Genomic DNA, 17,094 nt, shown 5'->3' with positions numbered 1-17,094 from the left:
AAATTGGCATCGAATTTCAATCTAATTTGGGGACACCGCTTTTTATACTTAATTCATTTGTCTACTTTTGTATTCCACAGTATTAAATTATTAAGATATGATAACTATTGATCCTAAAAGTATTGAAATCGCAAAATTACAAGGGTATTTACAAAGTTCCGTTGGACCCAGGCCTATTGCTTTTGCGAGTACGATGGATGCAGTGGGAAATGCGAATGTTTCTCCGTTTAGTTTCTTTAATGTATTTAGTGCTAATCCTCCTATTTTGATATTTTCGCCTGCGAGACGCGTTCGCGATAATTCGATAAAACACACACTTATTAATGTAGAAGCAACTAGGGAAGTAGTCATTAATGTTGTGAATTTTGACATGGTGCAACAGATTTCTCTGGCAAGTACAGAATATGCAGATGGAGTAGATGAGTTTGTAAAATCAGGCTTAACGCCAATACCATCAGAGGTGGTAAAACCGTATAGAGTAAAAGAGTCACCCGTGCAATTTGAATGCAAAGTCACTCAGATTATTCCGCTAGGAACTGAAGGTGGAGCTGGGAATTTAGTGCTTTGCGAAGTGCTTCGAATTCACATAGATGAATCGGTTTTAGACGAAAAGGGTGCGATAGATCAGTATAAAATCGACTTGGTTTCTAGATTGGGAGGTAAATGGTACTCAAGATCCAATCAAGGCCTTTTTGAAGTGCCAAAACCATTATCGACATTAGGAATTGGAGTAGATGCAATTCCGACTTTCATCAAAGAAAGTCCCATTTTTGATGGAAATGATTTAGGGATTTTAGGAAATGTAGAAGCCTTGCCTACAACCGAAGAAGTTAGTATATTTGTAAAACAAAATTTTGCAGTAAAAGGAGTTTTAAGTGCTGATGATGCCGAAAAAGTTCATCTGGAAGCTAAAAAATATTTAAATGCTAACGATGTTTCCTCGGCTTGGAAGGTACTTTTAGCGGAAAGAAAAAAATAGAACAAAACAATTAAAATAGAGAAGATGGAAGTTACAGGAAAAATTAAAATGATCGATCAAACGAAAGAAGTTGGATCTGGCGGTTTCAAAAAAAGAGATGTTGTAGTAACAACTGATGAGCAATATCCACAACACATTTCAGTTCAATTTGTTCAAGATAAATGTGACTTATTGAACACTTTTCAAGTAGGAGAAGCTGTAAAAATAGACATCAATTTAAGAGGTAGAGAGTGGACGAATGCGCAGGGAGAAACCGTTTATTTCAATACGATCCAAGGATGGAGAATAGGTAAATTACAAGTTGAAACGCCTTCTGCTGGACAAATGCCTCCTATGCCTGCTGCTGAAGCTTTTGCCCCAGCAACCAACTTAAACGAAGAAGAAGCAGACGATTTACCGTTCTAAAATAAAAAGTTATATTTTTAAATTCCAAATTCCAAATCGAGCCTGTCTTTATATTGGAATTTGGTTTTTTTTTGAAATTGATTTTCGGAATTGCCATTGTCCTTGATTTTTGAAATTAAAAAATGTATTATTTATCTCCAGCTTTATTTTTTCCACCAGTTTCTGAAGCCAATAAGGATGGGATTCTTGCTATTGGCGGTGACTTGACTCCAGAGCGATTACAACTAGCTTACAAAAGTGGTATTTTTCCATGGTTTGAAGATGGCGAACCCATTATTTGGTGGTCACCCAATCCCCGTATGGTTTTATTTTTGGATGAACTGATTGTTTCTAAAAGCATGAGGAATATTTTGAACAGAAATATTTTTAAAATAACATTCAATCAAAATTTTAGGGACGTAATTTCAAATTGTCAAAATATAAAGCGAGAGGGTCAAAACGGTACTTGGATTACAAATGACATGATCGAAGCCTATTGTGAACTTCACCAATTAGGTATAGCAAAATCAATTGAAGTTTGGCAAAATGACATCTTAGTAGGAGGATTGTATGGCATTGAATTGGGTCATGTATTTTGTGGGGAAAGTATGTTTTCTAAAGTTTCTAATGCTTCAAAAGTCGCTTTCATTGCTTTGGTAAACCATTTAAAAAAAGAAAATTACAAGCTATTGGATTGCCAAGTTTATAATCCACATTTAGAAAGTTTGGGTTGTAGAGAAATTAACAGAATCGATTTTATGGAAATATTAAACAGCAATTAGCATTTAAAACTTCAGTTTCTTAAAACTCCAATCCAGTGTATTAAATAGTACCAATTCATTTTCTAAAGTTGGCAAATCCATAATCAGTTTCAACGTCTCCTGCGCCATCATCGTGCCTATGATTCCAGGAAGCGTGCCTAATACACCATTCAAATTACAATTTGGAACGTCTTTTGGATTTGGTGGTTCAGGGAATAAGTCACGAAGATTCTTATTTCCATTATGATTGAAAACCGCCATTTGACCTTCAAATTTTAAAATGCTTCCATATATTAATGATTTACCTAGTTGTACACAAATATCATTTACCAGATAGCGGGTTTCGAAGTTGTCACAACCGTCAACAATCACATCAAAGTCTTTAATAATTTGAGCTGCGTTTTCAATTGTTAATTTTTTTTCAAAGGCGATAACAGTAATCAATGGATTTAAAGTTTCTAAGACTGATTTTGCAGTAATTGCTTTTGATTGACCAACGTACTCCTCAGTATATAGAATTTGGCGATGTAAATTGTGTAATTCTATTGTATCAAAATCTACAATTCCTATGGTTCCTATGCCTGCTGTTGCTATATACTGCAAGATAGGACACCCTAATCCGCCAGCACCTATTACTAAAATTTTAGCTTTTTTGAGTTTGCCCTGCCCCAAATCACCTATTTCTGGTACCATCATTTGTCGGTTGTAGCGTAGAAAATCCTGAATAACACTCATTTTGGTTTAGTTTTAAAGTTGAAAGTCAAAAGAAGATAAAAAATTTAAGTTGAGTTCTTTCGACATGAAGAGTTTACGACATTTGACTGTATATTTTATCCCAGTCTTTCCAAACGGGTTCATATCCTTTACTGGAAATGACTTTTGCAATCTCCGAAGCCGATCGTTCGTCACTGATTTCAAATTGTTCCAAGGATTGCGGATCAACAACATAACCACCAGGATTCGTTTTAGAACCGGCACTCATACTAGTAATCCCAATTGGAATAATATTATCACGGAATTTTTCATTTTCACGGGTCGATAGGGAGATTTCTAAATCTTCATTCCACAAACGGTAGGCGCAAATGAGTTGGGTCAAATCACTATCATCCATGATAAAGTTAGGCTCAATAACTCCTTCTGCCGGTCGCAATCTGGGGAAAGAAACCGCATATTTAGTTTGCCAATATGTTTTTTGTAAATAATCTAAGTGCAAAGCATTGAAAAAACTGTCTGTACGCCAATCTTCTAATCCTAATAAAACGCCCAGTCCAATTTTGTGAATACCGGCAGTTCCCACCCGGTCTGGTGTATCTAGACGAAAATCAAAATTGGATTTTTTTCCTTTTGTGTGGTATTGCTTGTAAACATCACGATGATAGGTTTCTTGATACACTAAAATAGAATAAACACCAGCTTCATGTAATTGCGCATATTCTTCTGTTGACAGTGGTTGCACTTCGGCTGAAATAGTAGAAAAATCATTTTTTATTTGAGTAATTGCCTTTAGAAAGTAATGAATGTTTACAGTATGATTTGCTTCGCCAGTCACCAACAAAACGTGATCAAATCCCGCTTTTTTTAAGACCTTAATTTCTAGCGTAATTTCACTTTCGGTAAGTGTTTTTCGCTTGATTTTGTTATCTAAACTAAAACCACAATACGTACAAATGTTCTGACATTCATTACTTAAATACAAAGGAGCATACATCTGAATTGTTTTTCCGAATCTTTTTTTAGTTAATTCATGGGCTTGTTGCGCCATTTGCTCTAAATAGGGTTGAGCAGCAGGTGAAAGTAAAGCTAGAAAATCATCGAGACTGCTCTTATTTTTGGCTAACGCCTGTTCGACTTCTACTTTTGTTGTGCTGTATATTTTGGATTTAATGGTATTCCAATCGTAGTTGTCAAAAACCGATTTAAATGTTTTCATTGTTTAAGTTAGTGATTTACTAGGTGTCATTTTTATTATTCGGTTTTAGCTCCCTCTCCTTTGGAGAGGGTTGGGGAGAGGATCACTCATACAAAAATGCCGTTAGAGGACTTGAAGCTACTGCCCGATTATGTTGTTGAGCGATTTTTGCTTCGTATGCTTTTCGTCCTGCAATTACCGCTTCTTTAAAAGCTTCAGCCATCAGTTTGGGATTTCCTGCCACTGCAATCGCAGTGTTTACCAAAACCGCATCAGCTCCAAGTTCCATTGCTTTTGCAGCATCAGATGGCGCGCCAATTCCGGCATCTATAATCACGGGAACTCTACTTTGTTCGATAATGATTTCTAAAAAATCGATAGTTTTTAATCCTTTGTTGCTTCCAATTGGCGAGCCCAAAGGCATTACCGCTGCAGTTCCGGCATCTTCCAAACGTTTGCATAAAACCGGATCCGCATGAATGTAAGGCAAAACGATAAATCCTAATTTGGCTAATGCTTCTGTAGCTTTCAAAGTTTCGATTGCATCAGGCATTAAATATTTTGGATCAGGATGAATTTCAAGTTTTAGCCAATTGGTTTCTAATGCTTCGCGGGCTAATTGTGCTGCAAAAATGGCTTCTTTAGCATTTCTTGCGCCAGAAGTATTGGGTAATAAATTAATTTTAGGGTGTTTCAGATGTGCTAAAATAGCATCTGTTTCGGTTTCTAAATCGATACGTTTTAGTGCGACAGTAACTAACTCGCTCCCGGATGCTAAAATGGCTTCTTCCATTTGTTGATTCGAACCAAATTTTCCTGTGCCCATAAACAAGCGGGATTCAAAGGTTTTATCTCCTATTTTAAATGGTAACATATATTATTTGGTTAAGTTGATTGATAAGTTGCGATGCATTTTTGGTTTGTGTTATCAAACCGGAAACGGCTATACCGTGAATTCCTGTTTTCATTAGACTCTCTACATTTTCAAGTGTAATTCCTCCAATGGCATAAATGGGGATTTGGATGTTTTTCGCTTTCATTTGTTCGATAATCGAACGATATCCTTCCAATCCTAAAATTGGACTTAAATGTTGTTTTGTAGTTGTAAATTGGAATGGTCCCAAACCAATATAATTACAATTTTCGACTGTTCTTTGAAGCACGTCTTCAAAAGTATTTGCGGTGCCTCCTATGATTTTTGTTTTACCTAAAATGAGTCTTGCTTCTTCAACGCTCATATCACTCAAACCTAAATGAACTCCATCCGCATCCAATTGCTTAGCTAAATGAACGCTGTCATTGATGATAAAAGTTGCTAAATATTCTTTACACAACATTTTTACGGCTTCCGCCAAAGTAAAAGCATCATCTGAATAATTTTTTTTGAATCTCATTTGTATCCAATCGCAACCATTATCCAATGCTTTGTGGATGTTGTATACTTGTTCTTCGACTGTGTTTCCTTGCGAAATATATTGTAATTGGTTATTCATAATGGTATCCTAATTTTGTTTGGTTCGATTGTAAATAGGTTTCTATATATTTTTTGGCGTTGCTACATGCTGTTTTTAGGTCTTGTTCCAAGGCTAAATTGGCTGTAATAGCGGATGATAATACGCAGCCGGAGCCATGCTTTTCGGAAGCTAAAGTACTATTTGGCGCAAGCCTGAAGATTTCAGTTCCGGTATATAAATAATCAATACCTACAGCAAACGGATTATGACCTCCTTTAAGTAAAGTGGAACAGTATTTTGAAAGTTCAAGAGCGATTAAAACTGGATTTTTTTCTCTCAAAGACAATTGTAAAATCTCATTATAATTAGGTGTTATTAAATCTATTTCTTTTAATATCTCAATCAAAATAGCTTGGTTTTCGATAGTTGTAAAATGGAATTCGCTACTGGACTTCAAAACTGTATCCCAAACAATCTTTGTTTTTGGCGAAAGTTTTTTCACAACCCAAACAATTTCTCTTAAATAATTTAATGAAGGAATAATTCCAATTTTGACGGCTTTAATAGTGTAATTTTCGAACAGTTTCTCTAATGATTTCAAAACAAAATCTAAGTCAGTCCATTGTATTTCGAAGAACGTATTTTCAGTTTGAATGGTATTGCCTGTATTCACTGCAAATCCATATACATGATGCTGCTCAAATGTTTTCGCATCTGCAAGAATTCCTGCGCCTCCAGAAGGATCAAAACCCGCAATTGTTAATACGAAAGGGCGATTTGCTGACATAGTTTATAATTTTCTATTGGGTTGTTGCTGTTCCAAATGGTACCTAAAAGTGCCACATCATCAAAACCATAATTTAATGCAGTTTTGATTCTCTCAGATGTAATTCCTCCAAGAGCAATTAATTCAGTTTTGTTGTTGTTTCTTTGTTTTAATTCTTTTTCAAAATCAATATCTGAAACGTACTTTGGTTTAGAAATACTTTCGAAAACGGGTCCAAAAAATGCGTAATCAAAAACATTAGATAATTTTTCAAAGTCACTCATACTATGAATAGAAGTAGAGAGTTTAAATCCTCGTTTTTTCCAATCCTTCAAACAATTTTCGGATGTTTCATTTCGTTTTTTTTCTGTAAAATGAATGCGATTAATTCCAAATGCTTCTGCCAATCGATGATGATTGTGCAATGAAAGTAGGTTTTTATACTCATGTCTAATTGCAGAGACAAAAACTTCCATTTCGAGTTTAGTAAATTCTGGTTTTCGAACATGAAGCAACTCTAGTCCATTCTCAAAAAGAGAATGAATGGTTTCGATTTCACCGACTTGTGGAGTTGGGCTAGAAATTATAATCATAGTTCTGAATTTGCTACAAGATCTTTTTTGAGCTTGTAAGTATTAATTTGGTTGTTGTATTAAACCTGAAAGGTTCTATAAACCTTGCAGGTTAGTAGTTTTAAATGTAAATTTCTTTCCCTTGTTCAATAAACTCCTCTGATTTGGCTGCCATTCCTTTTTCGGCTTCGGCAACATCACGAATTTCTTGTGAGATCTTCATAGAACAAAATTTTGGTCCACACATAGAGCAAAAATGAGCGACTTTTGCACCATCAGCAGGTAAAGTTTCATCATGAAATTCACGAGCTGTATCTGGGTCTAAGGACAAGTTGAACTGGTCTTCCCAGCGGAATTCAAAACGTGCTTTGCTTAATGCATTGTCACGGTATTGAGAGCCGGGATGACCTTTGGCCAAATCTGCTGCATGTGCTGAGATTTTATAAGTGATTACACCGTCTTTGACATCCTTTTTGTTGGGTAAACCTAGGTGTTCTTTTGGCGTAACATAACACAACATTGCACAGCCATACCAGCCAATCATAGCAGCTCCAATCGCAGAAGTGATATGGTCATAACCTGGAGCGATATCAGTTGTTAATGGTCCTAAAGTATAAAATGGCGCTTCATCACAATGTTCTAATTGTTTGTCCATGTTTTCCTTAATCATGTGCATTGGTACGTGACCGGGACCTTCAATAAATACCTGAACATCGTGTTTCCAAGCTATTTTTGTCAGTTCGCCAAGGGTTTCTAATTCGGCAAACTGAGCCGCATCATTAGCATCGGCAATAGAACCTGGGCGCAAACCGTCTCCTAGTGAAAAGGCTACGTCATATTGTTTCATGATTTCGCATATATCTTCAAAATGGGTGTAAAGAAAGTTTTCTTTGTGGTGATACAAACACCATTTTGCCATAATCGAACCGCCACGGGAGACAATTCCGGTAACCCGTTCAGCAGTCAAATGAATGTAACGCAATAAAACGCCGGCATGAATAGTGAAATAAGAAACACCTTGTTCGGCTTGTTCTATCAACGTATCGCGATAGATTTCCCAAGTGAGATCCTCGGCCACGCCATTTACTTTTTCTAGAGCTTGGTAAATTGGTACCGTTCCAATAGGTACTGGAGAATTTCGGATTATCCATTCTCTTGTTTCGTGAATGTTTTTACCTGTTGATAAATCCATTATCGTATCAGCTCCCCAGCGGCAGGCCCAAACTGCTTTTTCTACTTCTTCTTCGATAGTTGAGGTTACGGCGCTGTTCCCGATATTAGCATTAATTTTTACCAAGAAATTACGACCTACAATCATAGGTTCGCTTTCTGGATGGTTGATGTTATTTGGAATAATGGCACGTCCTCTGGCTACTTCGCTACGTACAAACTCAGGTGTGATTTTCCCCACCCCAGCCCTCCCCGAAAGGGAGGGAGTGTTTGCGCCCCAACTATTTCCGTCGTGTTGGCATTGCATAGCTTTGGTTTGTTCATTTATTAACTCCAAGCGTTGGTTTTCACGAATGGCAATGTATTCCATTTCTGGTGTAATGATTCCCTGTTTTGCGTAATACAATTGAGAAACATTGGCCCCTTTTTTGGCACGCATTGGTTTGTGTAAATATTCAAAACGCAATTCGTTTAGTCTTTCGTCATTCAAACGTTTTTTTCCATATTCAGATGAGATTTCAGTTAATTCTTCAACATCATTACGGTCCAAAATCCATTGTTCGCGAATACGTGGCAATCCTTTTCGAATGTCGATTTCAATATTTGGGTCGGTAAATGGGCCCGAAGTATCGTATACGGTTACTGGCGGGTTTTTTTCTATTCGCCCGTTTGACATTTTAGTGTCTGCCAATGCAATTTCTCGCATCGCTACTTTTATGGGATGAATGGTTCCGTCTACGTAAATTTTTGTAGAGTTTGGGAAAGGAGTTCTTGAGATTTTTTCTTCGTTATTCATTGTTCAGTAGTTTATGTTTTGATGCGTGTTTGTCTTCTGCTAGGGATAGAAATGGAAAGCCCGTAAAGTGGAAAGCCAAATAAAACAAGGATTAGTAAAGCGACCGTAAGGAAGCTTTGACTAAGACTATGTTTTATAGGATTGCAACTGCGGACTTGAAATGGATAGCCCGCTCGAGCAGCCAAACTATCCTCCTTGAGTTGCAGAGATGATGAGAATGTCGTCGGTTTCTTGTATAAGGTGAGAGTTCCAATCGGATTTTGGAATCACAGTATTGTTAATGGCTACGGCAATTCCGTTTTGTTTTTCGGGAATTTCCAAGTCAAGAAGTGCTTGAATAGTAAGACTGTCCGTTGGAAATTGTTTCGTTTGATTGTTGATTTTAAGCTCCATTCCTTTTGAATTTAGTATACAGTTATACTTTAGGAATGGCTACAATGGCACATAAATATGCGCGGAAGTCATCTTACTTTTCCCTACGCTAGTATGAACTAGATCAGGTTCAGAGGGTAATTCTCAGCCTACAATTTTGTAGACACCCCTAAAGTGTGGAGCAAATGTAATGAAAATTATGAATTATGAATTATAAATTATGAATTTCGTTTCCAACAATTTTTTACATGATCATTGACCATTCCAGTCGCTTGCATGTGTGCATAAATAACCGTGGATCCTACAAATTTGAATCCGCGCTTTTTTAAATCCTTACTTATTGTATCAGAAAGCGGAGTAGTAGCCGGAACTTCTTTCAAGGATTGTCGGTTGTTTTGAATGGGTTTTCCATCAGTAAATTTCCAAATATATTTAGAAAAACTGCCAAATTCCTCTTGGATTTTTATAAATGCTTGTGCGTTGGTAACAGCTGAGTAGACTTTAAGTTTGTTGCGAATAATTCCCGTGTCTTGCAGTAAATCGAGGATTTTTTCATCGGTGTATTGCGCTATTTTTTTATAATCATATTGGTCAAAGGCGACTCTAAAATTTTCTCTCTTATTCAAAATAGTAATCCAACTGAGTCCAGCTTGAAACGTTTCAAGTAGCAAAAATTCATATAAAGTAGCGTCGTCATACACGGGAACACCCCATTCTTCGTCATGGTATTTTTTGTACAAATTACTCGAAGAACACCAACCACATCTTATTTTATCTTCCATAATTATTCCTGTTCAGAGGCTAAATAGTTTTTTATTAAATAGTGACCCAGATAAATTAAAGGGGTCAATAGGATTGCAATACCCAGTTTAAAAGTATAACCCGTAAGCGCTGAAGTTAGAAAGGTATCGAAATTTATTTTTCCGGGCAACCAAAAAGCAATTCCTAAAACAATAAAAGAGTCGAATAACTGAGAAATAATAGTTGAACCAGTAGCTCTCAGCCAGATCTTATTATTTCCAGTTTTATTTTTGAAAAACCAAAAAACAGTAACATCGATTAATTGTGAAACTAAAAAAGCAATAATACTTCCCACGATAATCCACATGCTTTGGCCAAAAACAGCAGTAAACTGTGCGTCACTCACCGGACTTATTCCTTTTGCTGCGGGAATGCTTATAGCCAAAAGCAAAATAAGGAAGGAATAGGCAATCAATACAGCTGTAATTAGGGATAGTTTTTTTACTCCTTTTTCACCAAAATACTCATTGATTAAATCTGTTGTCAAGAAAACAATTGGCCAAGGTAAAATCCCGATACTCATTACAAACGGTCCTATTTGAATGAGTTTGCCACCAATGAGTTCAGCGGTTACTGCATTAGTAATGAATATTCCAGCAAGGATGATAAAGGCAAGTTCTTTTTTGGTTTTAAACATAGCTATTGGTTTGATTTCAAAATTAGGAATTTAATTTTAAATTTTAATTTTGAAATTTTTATCATTTTTTTAAAATGCTGTGTTCAACTCATAAGTGCAACAAACTTATTTTTTGGATTTTGACATAATCATAATTTGCTGCAATAATCATCAAACGACAAACAATTTACGCTTTGTTTGTATACTATTTTAGACAATTTAGATTTTAAGGCAATGCTAAATCTTGGTCATAAAAAAAAAGAGTACAACTACTGTACTCTTTTTGTTTTTTTATGTTTTAAGATATTAGAATCCACTTACATTTAATCTGCCGCCTGTTGCACATTTTCCTGAAAGTGATGCAGTAGGTGTAGCGCTATTCAAAAGTGCCGCTTTAATTTGTGCTGCCGTTGCTCCAGGATTTAATGATGCGTATAAAGCAGCTGCTCCAGAAACATGTGGAGTTGCCATAGAAGTTCCATTATAGCTAGCGTAGCTAGAAATATTCTGGCCCTTAGATCTTGTAGGAACTGTAGACCAAATTCCAGAACCTGGGGCTCCTATATCCACTGATGTAGCTCCGTATTGAGAAAAACTAGACAATGCTCCGGTACTTGTAATCGATGCAACTGCAATAATATTTGCATTAGGGTAACTTGCTGGATAACTTGGAGTAGCATCGTTGTTAGTTCCACTATTTCCTGCCGCAGCAATAAACAATATTCCAGCAGAATTAGCTCTTTCAATTGCATCCTGAAGGGCTTGCGAGAATCCTCCTCCTCCCCAAGAGTTATTAGTAGCCACAATATTCAAGCCTTGTCTTGTTTTTAAATCTGTGAAATAGTCAACTGCTTTTATTGCATTGGCAGATGTCCCACCTGTTGCTCCTAAAAATTTAGCATTTAGCATTTTAACGTTCCATACAACTCCAGCAACTCCTTTTCCATTACCACCTACAGCACCAATTGTACCTGCTACGTGCGTTCCGTGATCATCGTCAACTCCGTCAAAAACACTATTGTTGTTTCCTGCAAAATCCCAGCCATAAACGTCATCAACAAGGCCATTCCCGTCATCATCTGCACCATTTGCAGCCACTTCTCCAGGATTTTTACCAGCATTTGCTGCAAGATCTTCGTGGGTATACATATAGCCTTCATCAATAATTCCAATATATACAGTTGCGGATCCTAACTTATTGTTTGCCCAAGCAACTGCTGCATTTGAACCAAATTGGTTTGATGGAGAAGTTGTCGACCCTAACATCCCCCAAAGAGAGCTATTAGTGAAGTACGTGTCATTTGACACAGCGTGGTGATTGTAAATCCAGTTAGGTTCTGCGTATTCTACTTCTTTGAGGTCTTTAATTAGATCAATAGCTTCCATTGTACCCATATCTGAATTTACTAATAAAAGTTTTCCTTCTTGGCCTTTTGTTTTCGCACTTAAAGATTGCATGGATTTGGTATTAATTACCTCAACTGTCGAACCACCAATCAGAGATAAAATGGTATTGGATGTTCTTTCTCCTGATTTTGTAGGTTTGAATTTAATTAGTATTTGATTAGCTACAAATGCAGGTTGCACTTTATTTTGTACTTCGGCTGTAGCGTTATTGTTTTCATCACTACAAGAGGAAATAGTAAGCAGGGCTAAAGCGCCCAAAAATAAATTTTTCATAATTTTATGGTTTGGTTAACAGTTGTAAAAATATTAAAAAAAAGATAATAACAAAGTATTGATATTAAAAATTTAGTCTATTCTTATGAAATTGTTATAAATATTTAATTTTATCTAATATTTGAATTAAAATATAAATTTCAAGAGGTAGAGCAGAAAGTTGTTTTTTAAAGGCTTTTTTCTAAAATATAGGGTGTGGTTTTTTGTGTAAACTTATTAAAACTGTACGTTTATAGTTAGTTCATGTAAGGGTAGTGCATTCTTGTTTTAAAGTGCGATAGTGAATTTATTGAAAAATATGTGATAGATTTAGGATATTCCAATTTAAGCTAATTTGAGATCGAAAAGGCATATTGACTGTATGTAAAAAAGCCCCATTTCAAAATGATTTGAAATGGGGCTTTTTATTAAAATCTGAAATCAAATAGCAATTATTTGAAATCAAAATGAATCTATCCTAAAGCAGCTCTTTTGAAACCTGTAATTTCAACCTTGAATTCTTTAACATAATCACCAACCTTTTTACTGTCATCTTTGATGAAGTTTTGATCTAATAATGCTTTTTCTTGATCTAAAGTAGTGTTGTCAGAGATGAAACGCTGTACTTTACCTGGAATAATTTTATCCCAAATTTGTTCTGGTTTGCCTTCTGCTTTTAATTCTGCTTTTGCATCTTCTTCAGCTTGTTTTAAAACTTTTTCAGTTAATTGAGAGAAAGAAATATATTTAGGAACATTTTTTAAAGTTTTTCCTAAACGTTTTGCTTCTTCATTTTCTTTTTCGATGATAGCAATACGAGCAGCTAATTCTGACTCAACAAAAGCAGGGTCAAAATCTTTGTAAGATAATGTATCAGCTCCCATTGATGCCACTTGCATAGAGACGTCTTTAGTCAAAACTTCTGCATTAGGTACAGCAGCAGAAATAGCAGTTAATGCAGCAATTTTGTTAACGTGAACATAAGATCCAACAAAAGCACCTTCTAAAATTTCAAAACCACCGATTTCGATTTTTTCACCGATAACACCAGTTTGCTCGATCAATTTTTCAGCAACAGTCATTCCGTTGAAGTCTGAAGCCAAGAATTCTTCTTTAGAAGAGAAGTTAATCGCTTTTTCAACTAATTCTTTAGCTAAAGTTACGAAAGATTCATTTTTACCTACGAAATCTGTTTCGCAGTTTAAAGTGATGATCGCTCCTTTAGTTTTATCAGCATTGATAAAAGAAACAGCAGCTCCTTCGCTAGACTCACGGTCAGAACGGTTAGCAGCAACTTTTTGTCCTTTTTCTCGAAGGTTTTGTATAGCTTTATCGAAATCTCCTTCAGCTTCAACTAAAGCTTTTTTACAGTCCATCATTCCGGCACCTGTAGTTTGTCTTAATTTATTTACATCTGCAGCAGTAATTGTTGCCATAATTTTTTTATTTTAAAATTGAAAATTCTTTTAAAAGAAATTACGAATTACAAATTACGAATTATGCAAAACTTACATAATTCATAATCCATAATTCGTAATTGTTTATTTACTCTTCAGTTGCAGTTGGAGCAGCAGCTTCTACAGCAGGAGCAACTTCTACAGCCTCAGTAGCAGGAGCAACAACTTCAGCAGTAGCATCACCTTCTTTGTCAGAACCTCTATCAGAAAGTCCTTCAACAATAGCAGCTGTAACTAATGATAAAATTTTATCAATTGATTTAGAAGCATCATCATTTGCAGGAATTACATATTCTACTTCACGGGGATCAGAATTTGTATCAACCATTGCAAAAACTGGAATGTTTAATTTTTGAGCTTCTTTTATTGCGATATGTTCCGCTTTGATATCAACTACGAACAATGCAGCTGGTAGTCTTGACATGTCAGCGATTGAACCTAAATTTTTCTCTAATTTAGCACGAAGACGATCTACTTGCAAACGCTCTTTTTTAGAAAGGGTCATGAATGTACCATCTTTCTTCATTTTATCGATAGTAGCCATTTTTTTAACAGCTTTACGGATAGTTACAAAGTTAGTTAGCATTCCACCAGGCCATCTTTCAGTGATGTAAGGCATGTTTGCAGCTTTTGCTTTTTCAGCAACGATGTCTTTTGCTTGTTTTTTGGTAGCAACGAATAATATTTTTCTACCTGATGCAGCGATTTTTTTCAAAGCGTCATTCGCTTCTTCAATTTTTGCTACAGTTTTATATAGATTGATAATGTGAATACCATTACGTTCCATATAAATGTAAGGAGCCATGTTTGGATCCCATTTTCTAGTCATGTGTCCGAAGTGAACACCTGCTTCTAGTAAGTCTTTAACTTCTATTTTGTTTGCCATTTTTGTTCTAGTTTACGTTCTGTTGATTAGCAATAAGCTTCTTTGATACGACTTTGAGACTTGCGTCTATAGACTTTCGACTTATTTAGATGCTAAACTATTTCCTACCTCGATAGGAGAGCAACAACAACTGTGTTTTTAAATTTTTATGCTAAATTTATTTCAGTGTCTTTTCGTTTAAGCTGATAATAAAACCAGTCTATAAACTTGAGAATCTGAATTAAATCCAGATTGAGTATTAACGTTTAGAGAATTGGAATCTCTTACGAGCTTTCTTCTGACCGAATTTCTTACGTTCAACCATTCTTGGATCTCTTGTTAACAAACCTTCTGGTTTCAAGATAGCTCTGTTTTCTGCATTTACCTCACACATAACGCGTGCTAATGCCATTCTTACAGCTTCTGCTTGACCAGTTGAACCACCACCATAAACGTTTACTTTAACGTCAAAGTTGCTTACATTTTCTGTCATAGACATTGGTTGTAAAACTTTGTACTGTAAAGTTGCCGTTGGGAAGTACGTTTCGAATGCTTTTTTGTTTACAGTGATTACTCCTGTTCCTTCCGAAACATAAACACGTGCAACAGCGGTTTTTCTTCTACCGATTTTGTGAATAACTCCCATTATTTAAGATCGTTAAGGTTAACTGTCTTTGGTTTTTGAGCGCCTTGTTTGTGCTCTGAACCTACAACAACATTTAAATTTCTAAAAAGTTCAGCACCTAATTTATTTTTAGGTAACATTCCTTTTACTGCTTTCTCTACTAATAATGCAGGATTTTTTGCTTGCAATACTTTAGCAGTTAAAGTTCTTTGACCTCCTGGGTAACCAGTGTGACGGATGTAAGTCTTCTCGTCCATTTTGTTACCTGTAAGGTTGATTTTTTCTGAGTTGATAACGATTACGTTATCCCCGCAGTCCACGTGTGGTGTATAACTTGGCTTGTACTTACCTCTCAAAATCATAGCGACTTTTGAAGCAAGACGACCTAAGTTATGACCATCAGCATCAACAACAATCCACTCTTTTGTAACGGTGGCTTTGCTTGCTGATTGTGTCTTGTAGCTTAATGCGTCCATAATATATTTTTAATTAAACATTCCATCCCCAATAAAGGGGTTGCAAAAGTACAATTAATTATTTTAAATACAAATACCTTAAATGAATATTTTTATCTGGTATTTGCACTGATTATCAAATGTATATTTAAGATTATGAGCCAAGTTATAAAATGGCGACACCCATTTCTGAACTAATTCTACTAGAGCGTTGTACGTTTTTATTTTGATTAATTGTGTTTTTCCAATTTTCTGAACTCAATATTATATTTTATTGGCTATTTTTGGTTTTAAAACAGCTTATAGCTATATTGTATGTTTTTTATTCTTCAAAACCCACCATATATTTTCTAATATTTCACCTATGAAGGCCAAAGCAACTTTAAAACAAATCGCCAAAGAATTAAATGTTTCTGTATCTACAGTCTCTAAAGCATTGAACGATAGTCCAGAGATTAGCGAACAAACGAAGATAAAAATTAAAGAATATGCTAAGCTCAAAAATTATAAACCCAATGTAATTGGTATAAATCTCAAGAATAGAAAGACGAAAACCATTGGTGTGATTATTCCAAATATTCTGAATTCATTTTTTGCTAAAGTTTTTAGTGGCATAGAAAAAATGGCTGATGGAAAGGGATATAACGTGATTATGTGTATTTCTAATGAATCAGCAGAGAAAGAAGAGCATACACTGGAAATGTTGAGTAATGGCACTATTGATGGATTTATTGTTTCGGTGTCTGAGGAAGCACAGAAAAATCAAGATTACTATCATTTCTCAGCAATTATTAATGATGGGACTCCAATAGTGATGTTTGATCGAATTGCAGAAGGGGTTGATTGCGACAAGGTAATTGTAGATGATTTCGACTCTGCACGTAATGCAACACAGCACCTTATTGATTTGGGGTGCAAAAATATTGCTTTGATATCCTCAATTGATAATTTGAGTGTAGGTAAGCTAAGAGCCGAAGGATATCTGAAAGCATTAGAAAATAATGGTATTGCTATTAATTCTAGTATTATTATTCGAACGGATGCCGAAGAGGATTTGACAGTGAAAATAGAAAAAATATTCGAGAATAAAATAGACGGAATCTTTGCTATTGAAGAGAACGACTCGGTTACTGCATTGCGTCTGGCCTTAAAAAAAGGATTTAAAGTTCCAGAAGATATTTCAATAATTGGTTTTGCTGACGGAATTTTGGCTTCTCGCAGATTGACTCCCAGTTTAACAACAATAAGTCAGCACGGAATTGAAATAGGTGAGGTTGCTGCAAAATTGCTTATCGACAGATTAGAATCTAAAGAAGAGTATGTTCCTTATGAAACAGTTGTCATTAAAACAAAATTAAAAGAAAGAGAGTCAACAAGAAAATTGTAGTAACTGATTGTTATAGCAACAAAAAAATGGCTAATCGTTTCTGAATGATTAGCCATTTTTTTTGTG

Annotated in this window: 19 protein-coding genes and 1 riboswitch; of the genes, 4 read left to right on the top strand and 15 right to left on the bottom strand. The window is 35.6% G+C overall.

Annotated features, from left to right (window positions below; all coding sequences use genetic code 11):
* The first annotated feature begins 97 nt into the window (after window positions 1-97).
* The 3 genes from ACNQGB_RS01500 (at window position 98) to aat (ending at window position 2,145) form a co-directional block, all read left to right on the top strand.
* Complete coding sequence (locus ACNQGB_RS01500) at window positions 98-979, top strand: flavin reductase family protein (RefSeq protein WP_417947139.1); 882 nt, start codon at window positions 98-100, stop codon at window positions 977-979.
* 24 nt (window positions 980-1,003) lie between these two features.
* Window positions 1,004-1,384, top strand: a complete 381-nt coding sequence (locus ACNQGB_RS01495) for a DUF3127 domain-containing protein (RefSeq protein WP_309760170.1) — start codon at window positions 1,004-1,006, stop codon at window positions 1,382-1,384.
* Between the two features lie 122 nt (window positions 1,385-1,506).
* Window positions 1,507-2,145, top strand: coding sequence for a leucyl/phenylalanyl-tRNA--protein transferase (gene aat, locus ACNQGB_RS01490; RefSeq protein ID WP_417947138.1), 639 nt, complete (start codon window positions 1,507-1,509; stop codon window positions 2,143-2,145).
* A 3-nt stretch (window positions 2,146-2,148) separates the two neighbouring features.
* Here the strand turns inward: aat and ACNQGB_RS01485 are convergent, their stop codons facing one another.
* From ACNQGB_RS01485 to rplM, 15 genes are all read right to left on the bottom strand, one after another.
* Entirely contained in the window at window positions 2,149-2,859 is a 711-nt protein-coding gene (locus ACNQGB_RS01485; RefSeq protein WP_417947137.1) for a HesA/MoeB/ThiF family protein, read from the bottom strand.
* Window positions 2,860-2,932: 73 nt separating this feature from the next.
* Window positions 2,933-4,054, bottom strand: a complete 1,122-nt coding sequence (gene thiH / locus ACNQGB_RS01480) for a 2-iminoacetate synthase ThiH (protein WP_417947136.1) — start codon at window positions 4,052-4,054, stop codon at window positions 2,933-2,935.
* Window positions 4,055-4,136: 82 nt separating this feature from the next.
* Entirely contained in the window at window positions 4,137-4,907 is a 771-nt protein-coding gene (locus tag ACNQGB_RS01475; protein ID WP_417947135.1) for a thiazole synthase, read from the bottom strand.
* Window positions 4,894-5,526, bottom strand: coding sequence for a thiamine phosphate synthase (locus ACNQGB_RS01470; protein WP_417947134.1), 633 nt, complete (start codon window positions 5,524-5,526; stop codon window positions 4,894-4,896). The genes ACNQGB_RS01475 and ACNQGB_RS01470 overlap by 14 nt, the downstream gene beginning before the upstream one ends.
* The gene (locus ACNQGB_RS01465) at window positions 5,519-6,274 is read right to left on the bottom strand and encodes a hydroxymethylpyrimidine/phosphomethylpyrimidine kinase (RefSeq protein WP_417947133.1); all 756 of its coding nucleotides are present in this window, start codon (window positions 6,272-6,274) and stop codon (window positions 5,519-5,521) included. The genes ACNQGB_RS01470 and ACNQGB_RS01465 overlap by 8 nt, the downstream gene beginning before the upstream one ends.
* Window positions 6,247-6,846: a thiamine phosphate synthase gene (locus tag ACNQGB_RS01460; RefSeq protein ID WP_417947132.1), complete on the bottom strand. Its 600-nt coding sequence runs from the start codon at window positions 6,844-6,846 to the stop codon at window positions 6,247-6,249. Before ACNQGB_RS01460 ends, ACNQGB_RS01465 begins: the two co-directional genes overlap by 28 nt.
* A gap of 100 nt (window positions 6,847-6,946) precedes the next feature.
* Window positions 6,947-8,791 (bottom strand): phosphomethylpyrimidine synthase ThiC, encoded by a 1,845-nt coding sequence (gene thiC / locus ACNQGB_RS01455; protein WP_472777049.1) that lies wholly within the window; start codon window positions 8,789-8,791, stop codon window positions 6,947-6,949.
* A gap of 186 nt (window positions 8,792-8,977) precedes the next feature.
* Window positions 8,978-9,184 (bottom strand): sulfur carrier protein ThiS, encoded by a 207-nt coding sequence (gene thiS, locus ACNQGB_RS01450; RefSeq protein WP_417945985.1) that lies wholly within the window; start codon window positions 9,182-9,184, stop codon window positions 8,978-8,980.
* A 63-nt stretch (window positions 9,185-9,247) separates the two neighbouring features.
* Window positions 9,248-9,344, bottom strand: a riboswitch (TPP riboswitch).
* A 37-nt stretch (window positions 9,345-9,381) separates the two neighbouring features.
* Window positions 9,382-9,945 (bottom strand): DNA-3-methyladenine glycosylase I, encoded by a 564-nt coding sequence (locus ACNQGB_RS01445; protein ID WP_417945983.1) that lies wholly within the window; start codon window positions 9,943-9,945, stop codon window positions 9,382-9,384.
* Window positions 9,946-9,947: 2 nt separating this feature from the next.
* Window positions 9,948-10,601 (bottom strand): queuosine precursor transporter, encoded by a 654-nt coding sequence (locus ACNQGB_RS01440; RefSeq protein WP_417945981.1) that lies wholly within the window; start codon window positions 10,599-10,601, stop codon window positions 9,948-9,950.
* Between the two features lie 285 nt (window positions 10,602-10,886).
* Complete coding sequence (locus ACNQGB_RS01435; protein ID WP_417945980.1) at window positions 10,887-12,260, bottom strand: S8 family peptidase; 1,374 nt, start codon at window positions 12,258-12,260, stop codon at window positions 10,887-10,889.
* Between the two features lie 452 nt (window positions 12,261-12,712).
* Window positions 12,713-13,675 carry a translation elongation factor Ts gene (gene tsf / locus ACNQGB_RS01430; RefSeq protein WP_417945979.1) on the bottom strand — a complete coding sequence of 321 codons (963 nt, stop codon included), beginning with the start codon at window positions 13,673-13,675 and terminating at the stop codon, window positions 12,713-12,715.
* A gap of 109 nt (window positions 13,676-13,784) precedes the next feature.
* Window positions 13,785-14,582, bottom strand: a complete 798-nt coding sequence (gene rpsB / locus ACNQGB_RS01425; RefSeq protein WP_417945977.1) for a 30S ribosomal protein S2 — start codon at window positions 14,580-14,582, stop codon at window positions 13,785-13,787.
* 238 nt (window positions 14,583-14,820) lie between these two features.
* Complete coding sequence (gene rpsI, locus ACNQGB_RS01420) at window positions 14,821-15,207, bottom strand: 30S ribosomal protein S9 (protein ID WP_066080508.1); 387 nt, start codon at window positions 15,205-15,207, stop codon at window positions 14,821-14,823.
* The gene (gene rplM / locus ACNQGB_RS01415; RefSeq protein ID WP_417945976.1) at window positions 15,207-15,662 is read right to left on the bottom strand and encodes a 50S ribosomal protein L13; all 456 of its coding nucleotides are present in this window, start codon (window positions 15,660-15,662) and stop codon (window positions 15,207-15,209) included. The genes rpsI and rplM overlap by 1 nt, the downstream gene beginning before the upstream one ends.
* Window positions 15,663-16,005: 343 nt before the next feature.
* Between rplM and ACNQGB_RS01410 the strand changes: the two genes are divergently transcribed.
* Window positions 16,006-17,028, top strand: coding sequence for a LacI family DNA-binding transcriptional regulator (locus ACNQGB_RS01410; RefSeq protein WP_417945975.1), 1,023 nt, complete (start codon window positions 16,006-16,008; stop codon window positions 17,026-17,028).
* The last annotated feature ends 66 nt before the right edge of the window (window positions 17,029-17,094 follow it).

Source organism: Flavobacterium frigidum, assembly GCF_048286795.2.
This window is presented reverse-complemented; position numbering and strand designations above follow the sequence as displayed.

Excerpts from the sequence above, each read along its gene's own strand:
- thiH (WP_417947136.1), bottom strand. The coding sequence starts at position 4,054 with ATGAAAACATTTAAATCGGTTTTTGACAACTACGATTGGAATACCATT.
- thiC (WP_472777049.1), bottom strand. The coding sequence starts at position 8,791 with ATGAATAACGAAGAAAAAATCTCAAGAACTCCTTTCCCAAACTCTACA.
- thiS (WP_417945985.1), bottom strand. The coding sequence starts at position 9,184 with ATGGAGCTTAAAATCAACAATCAAACGAAACAATTTCCAACGGACAGT.
- ACNQGB_RS01435 (WP_417945980.1), bottom strand. The coding sequence starts at position 12,260 with ATGAAAAATTTATTTTTGGGCGCTTTAGCCCTGCTTACTATTTCCTCT.
- rpsI (WP_066080508.1), bottom strand. The coding sequence starts at position 15,207 with ATGGGAGTTATTCACAAAATCGGTAGAAGAAAAACCGCTGTTGCACGT.
- ACNQGB_RS01475 (WP_417947135.1), bottom strand. The coding sequence starts at position 4,907 with ATGTTACCATTTAAAATAGGAGATAAAACCTTTGAATCCCGCTTGTTT.
- rplM (WP_417945976.1), bottom strand. The coding sequence starts at position 15,662 with ATGGACGCATTAAGCTACAAGACACAATCAGCAAGCAAAGCCACCGTT.
- ACNQGB_RS01500 (WP_417947139.1), top strand. The coding sequence starts at position 98 with ATGATAACTATTGATCCTAAAAGTATTGAAATCGCAAAATTACAAGGG.
- ACNQGB_RS01485 (WP_417947137.1), bottom strand. The coding sequence starts at position 2,859 with ATGAGTGTTATTCAGGATTTTCTACGCTACAACCGACAAATGATGGTA.
- ACNQGB_RS01440 (WP_417945981.1), bottom strand. The coding sequence starts at position 10,601 with ATGTTTAAAACCAAAAAAGAACTTGCCTTTATCATCCTTGCTGGAATA.
- rpsB (WP_417945977.1), bottom strand. The coding sequence starts at position 14,582 with ATGGCAAACAAAATAGAAGTTAAAGACTTACTAGAAGCAGGTGTTCAC.
- ACNQGB_RS01410 (WP_417945975.1), top strand. The coding sequence starts at position 16,006 with ATGAAGGCCAAAGCAACTTTAAAACAAATCGCCAAAGAATTAAATGTT.
- ACNQGB_RS01460 (WP_417947132.1), bottom strand. The coding sequence starts at position 6,846 with ATGATTATAATTTCTAGCCCAACTCCACAAGTCGGTGAAATCGAAACC.
- ACNQGB_RS01495 (WP_309760170.1), top strand. The coding sequence starts at position 1,004 with ATGGAAGTTACAGGAAAAATTAAAATGATCGATCAAACGAAAGAAGTT.
- aat (WP_417947138.1), top strand. The coding sequence starts at position 1,507 with ATGTATTATTTATCTCCAGCTTTATTTTTTCCACCAGTTTCTGAAGCC.
- ACNQGB_RS01470 (WP_417947134.1), bottom strand. The coding sequence starts at position 5,526 with ATGAATAACCAATTACAATATATTTCGCAAGGAAACACAGTCGAAGAA.
- ACNQGB_RS01465 (WP_417947133.1), bottom strand. The coding sequence starts at position 6,274 with ATGTCAGCAAATCGCCCTTTCGTATTAACAATTGCGGGTTTTGATCCT.
- tsf (WP_417945979.1), bottom strand. The coding sequence starts at position 13,675 with ATGGCAACAATTACTGCTGCAGATGTAAATAAATTAAGACAAACTACA.
- ACNQGB_RS01445 (WP_417945983.1), bottom strand. The coding sequence starts at position 9,945 with ATGGAAGATAAAATAAGATGTGGTTGGTGTTCTTCGAGTAATTTGTAC.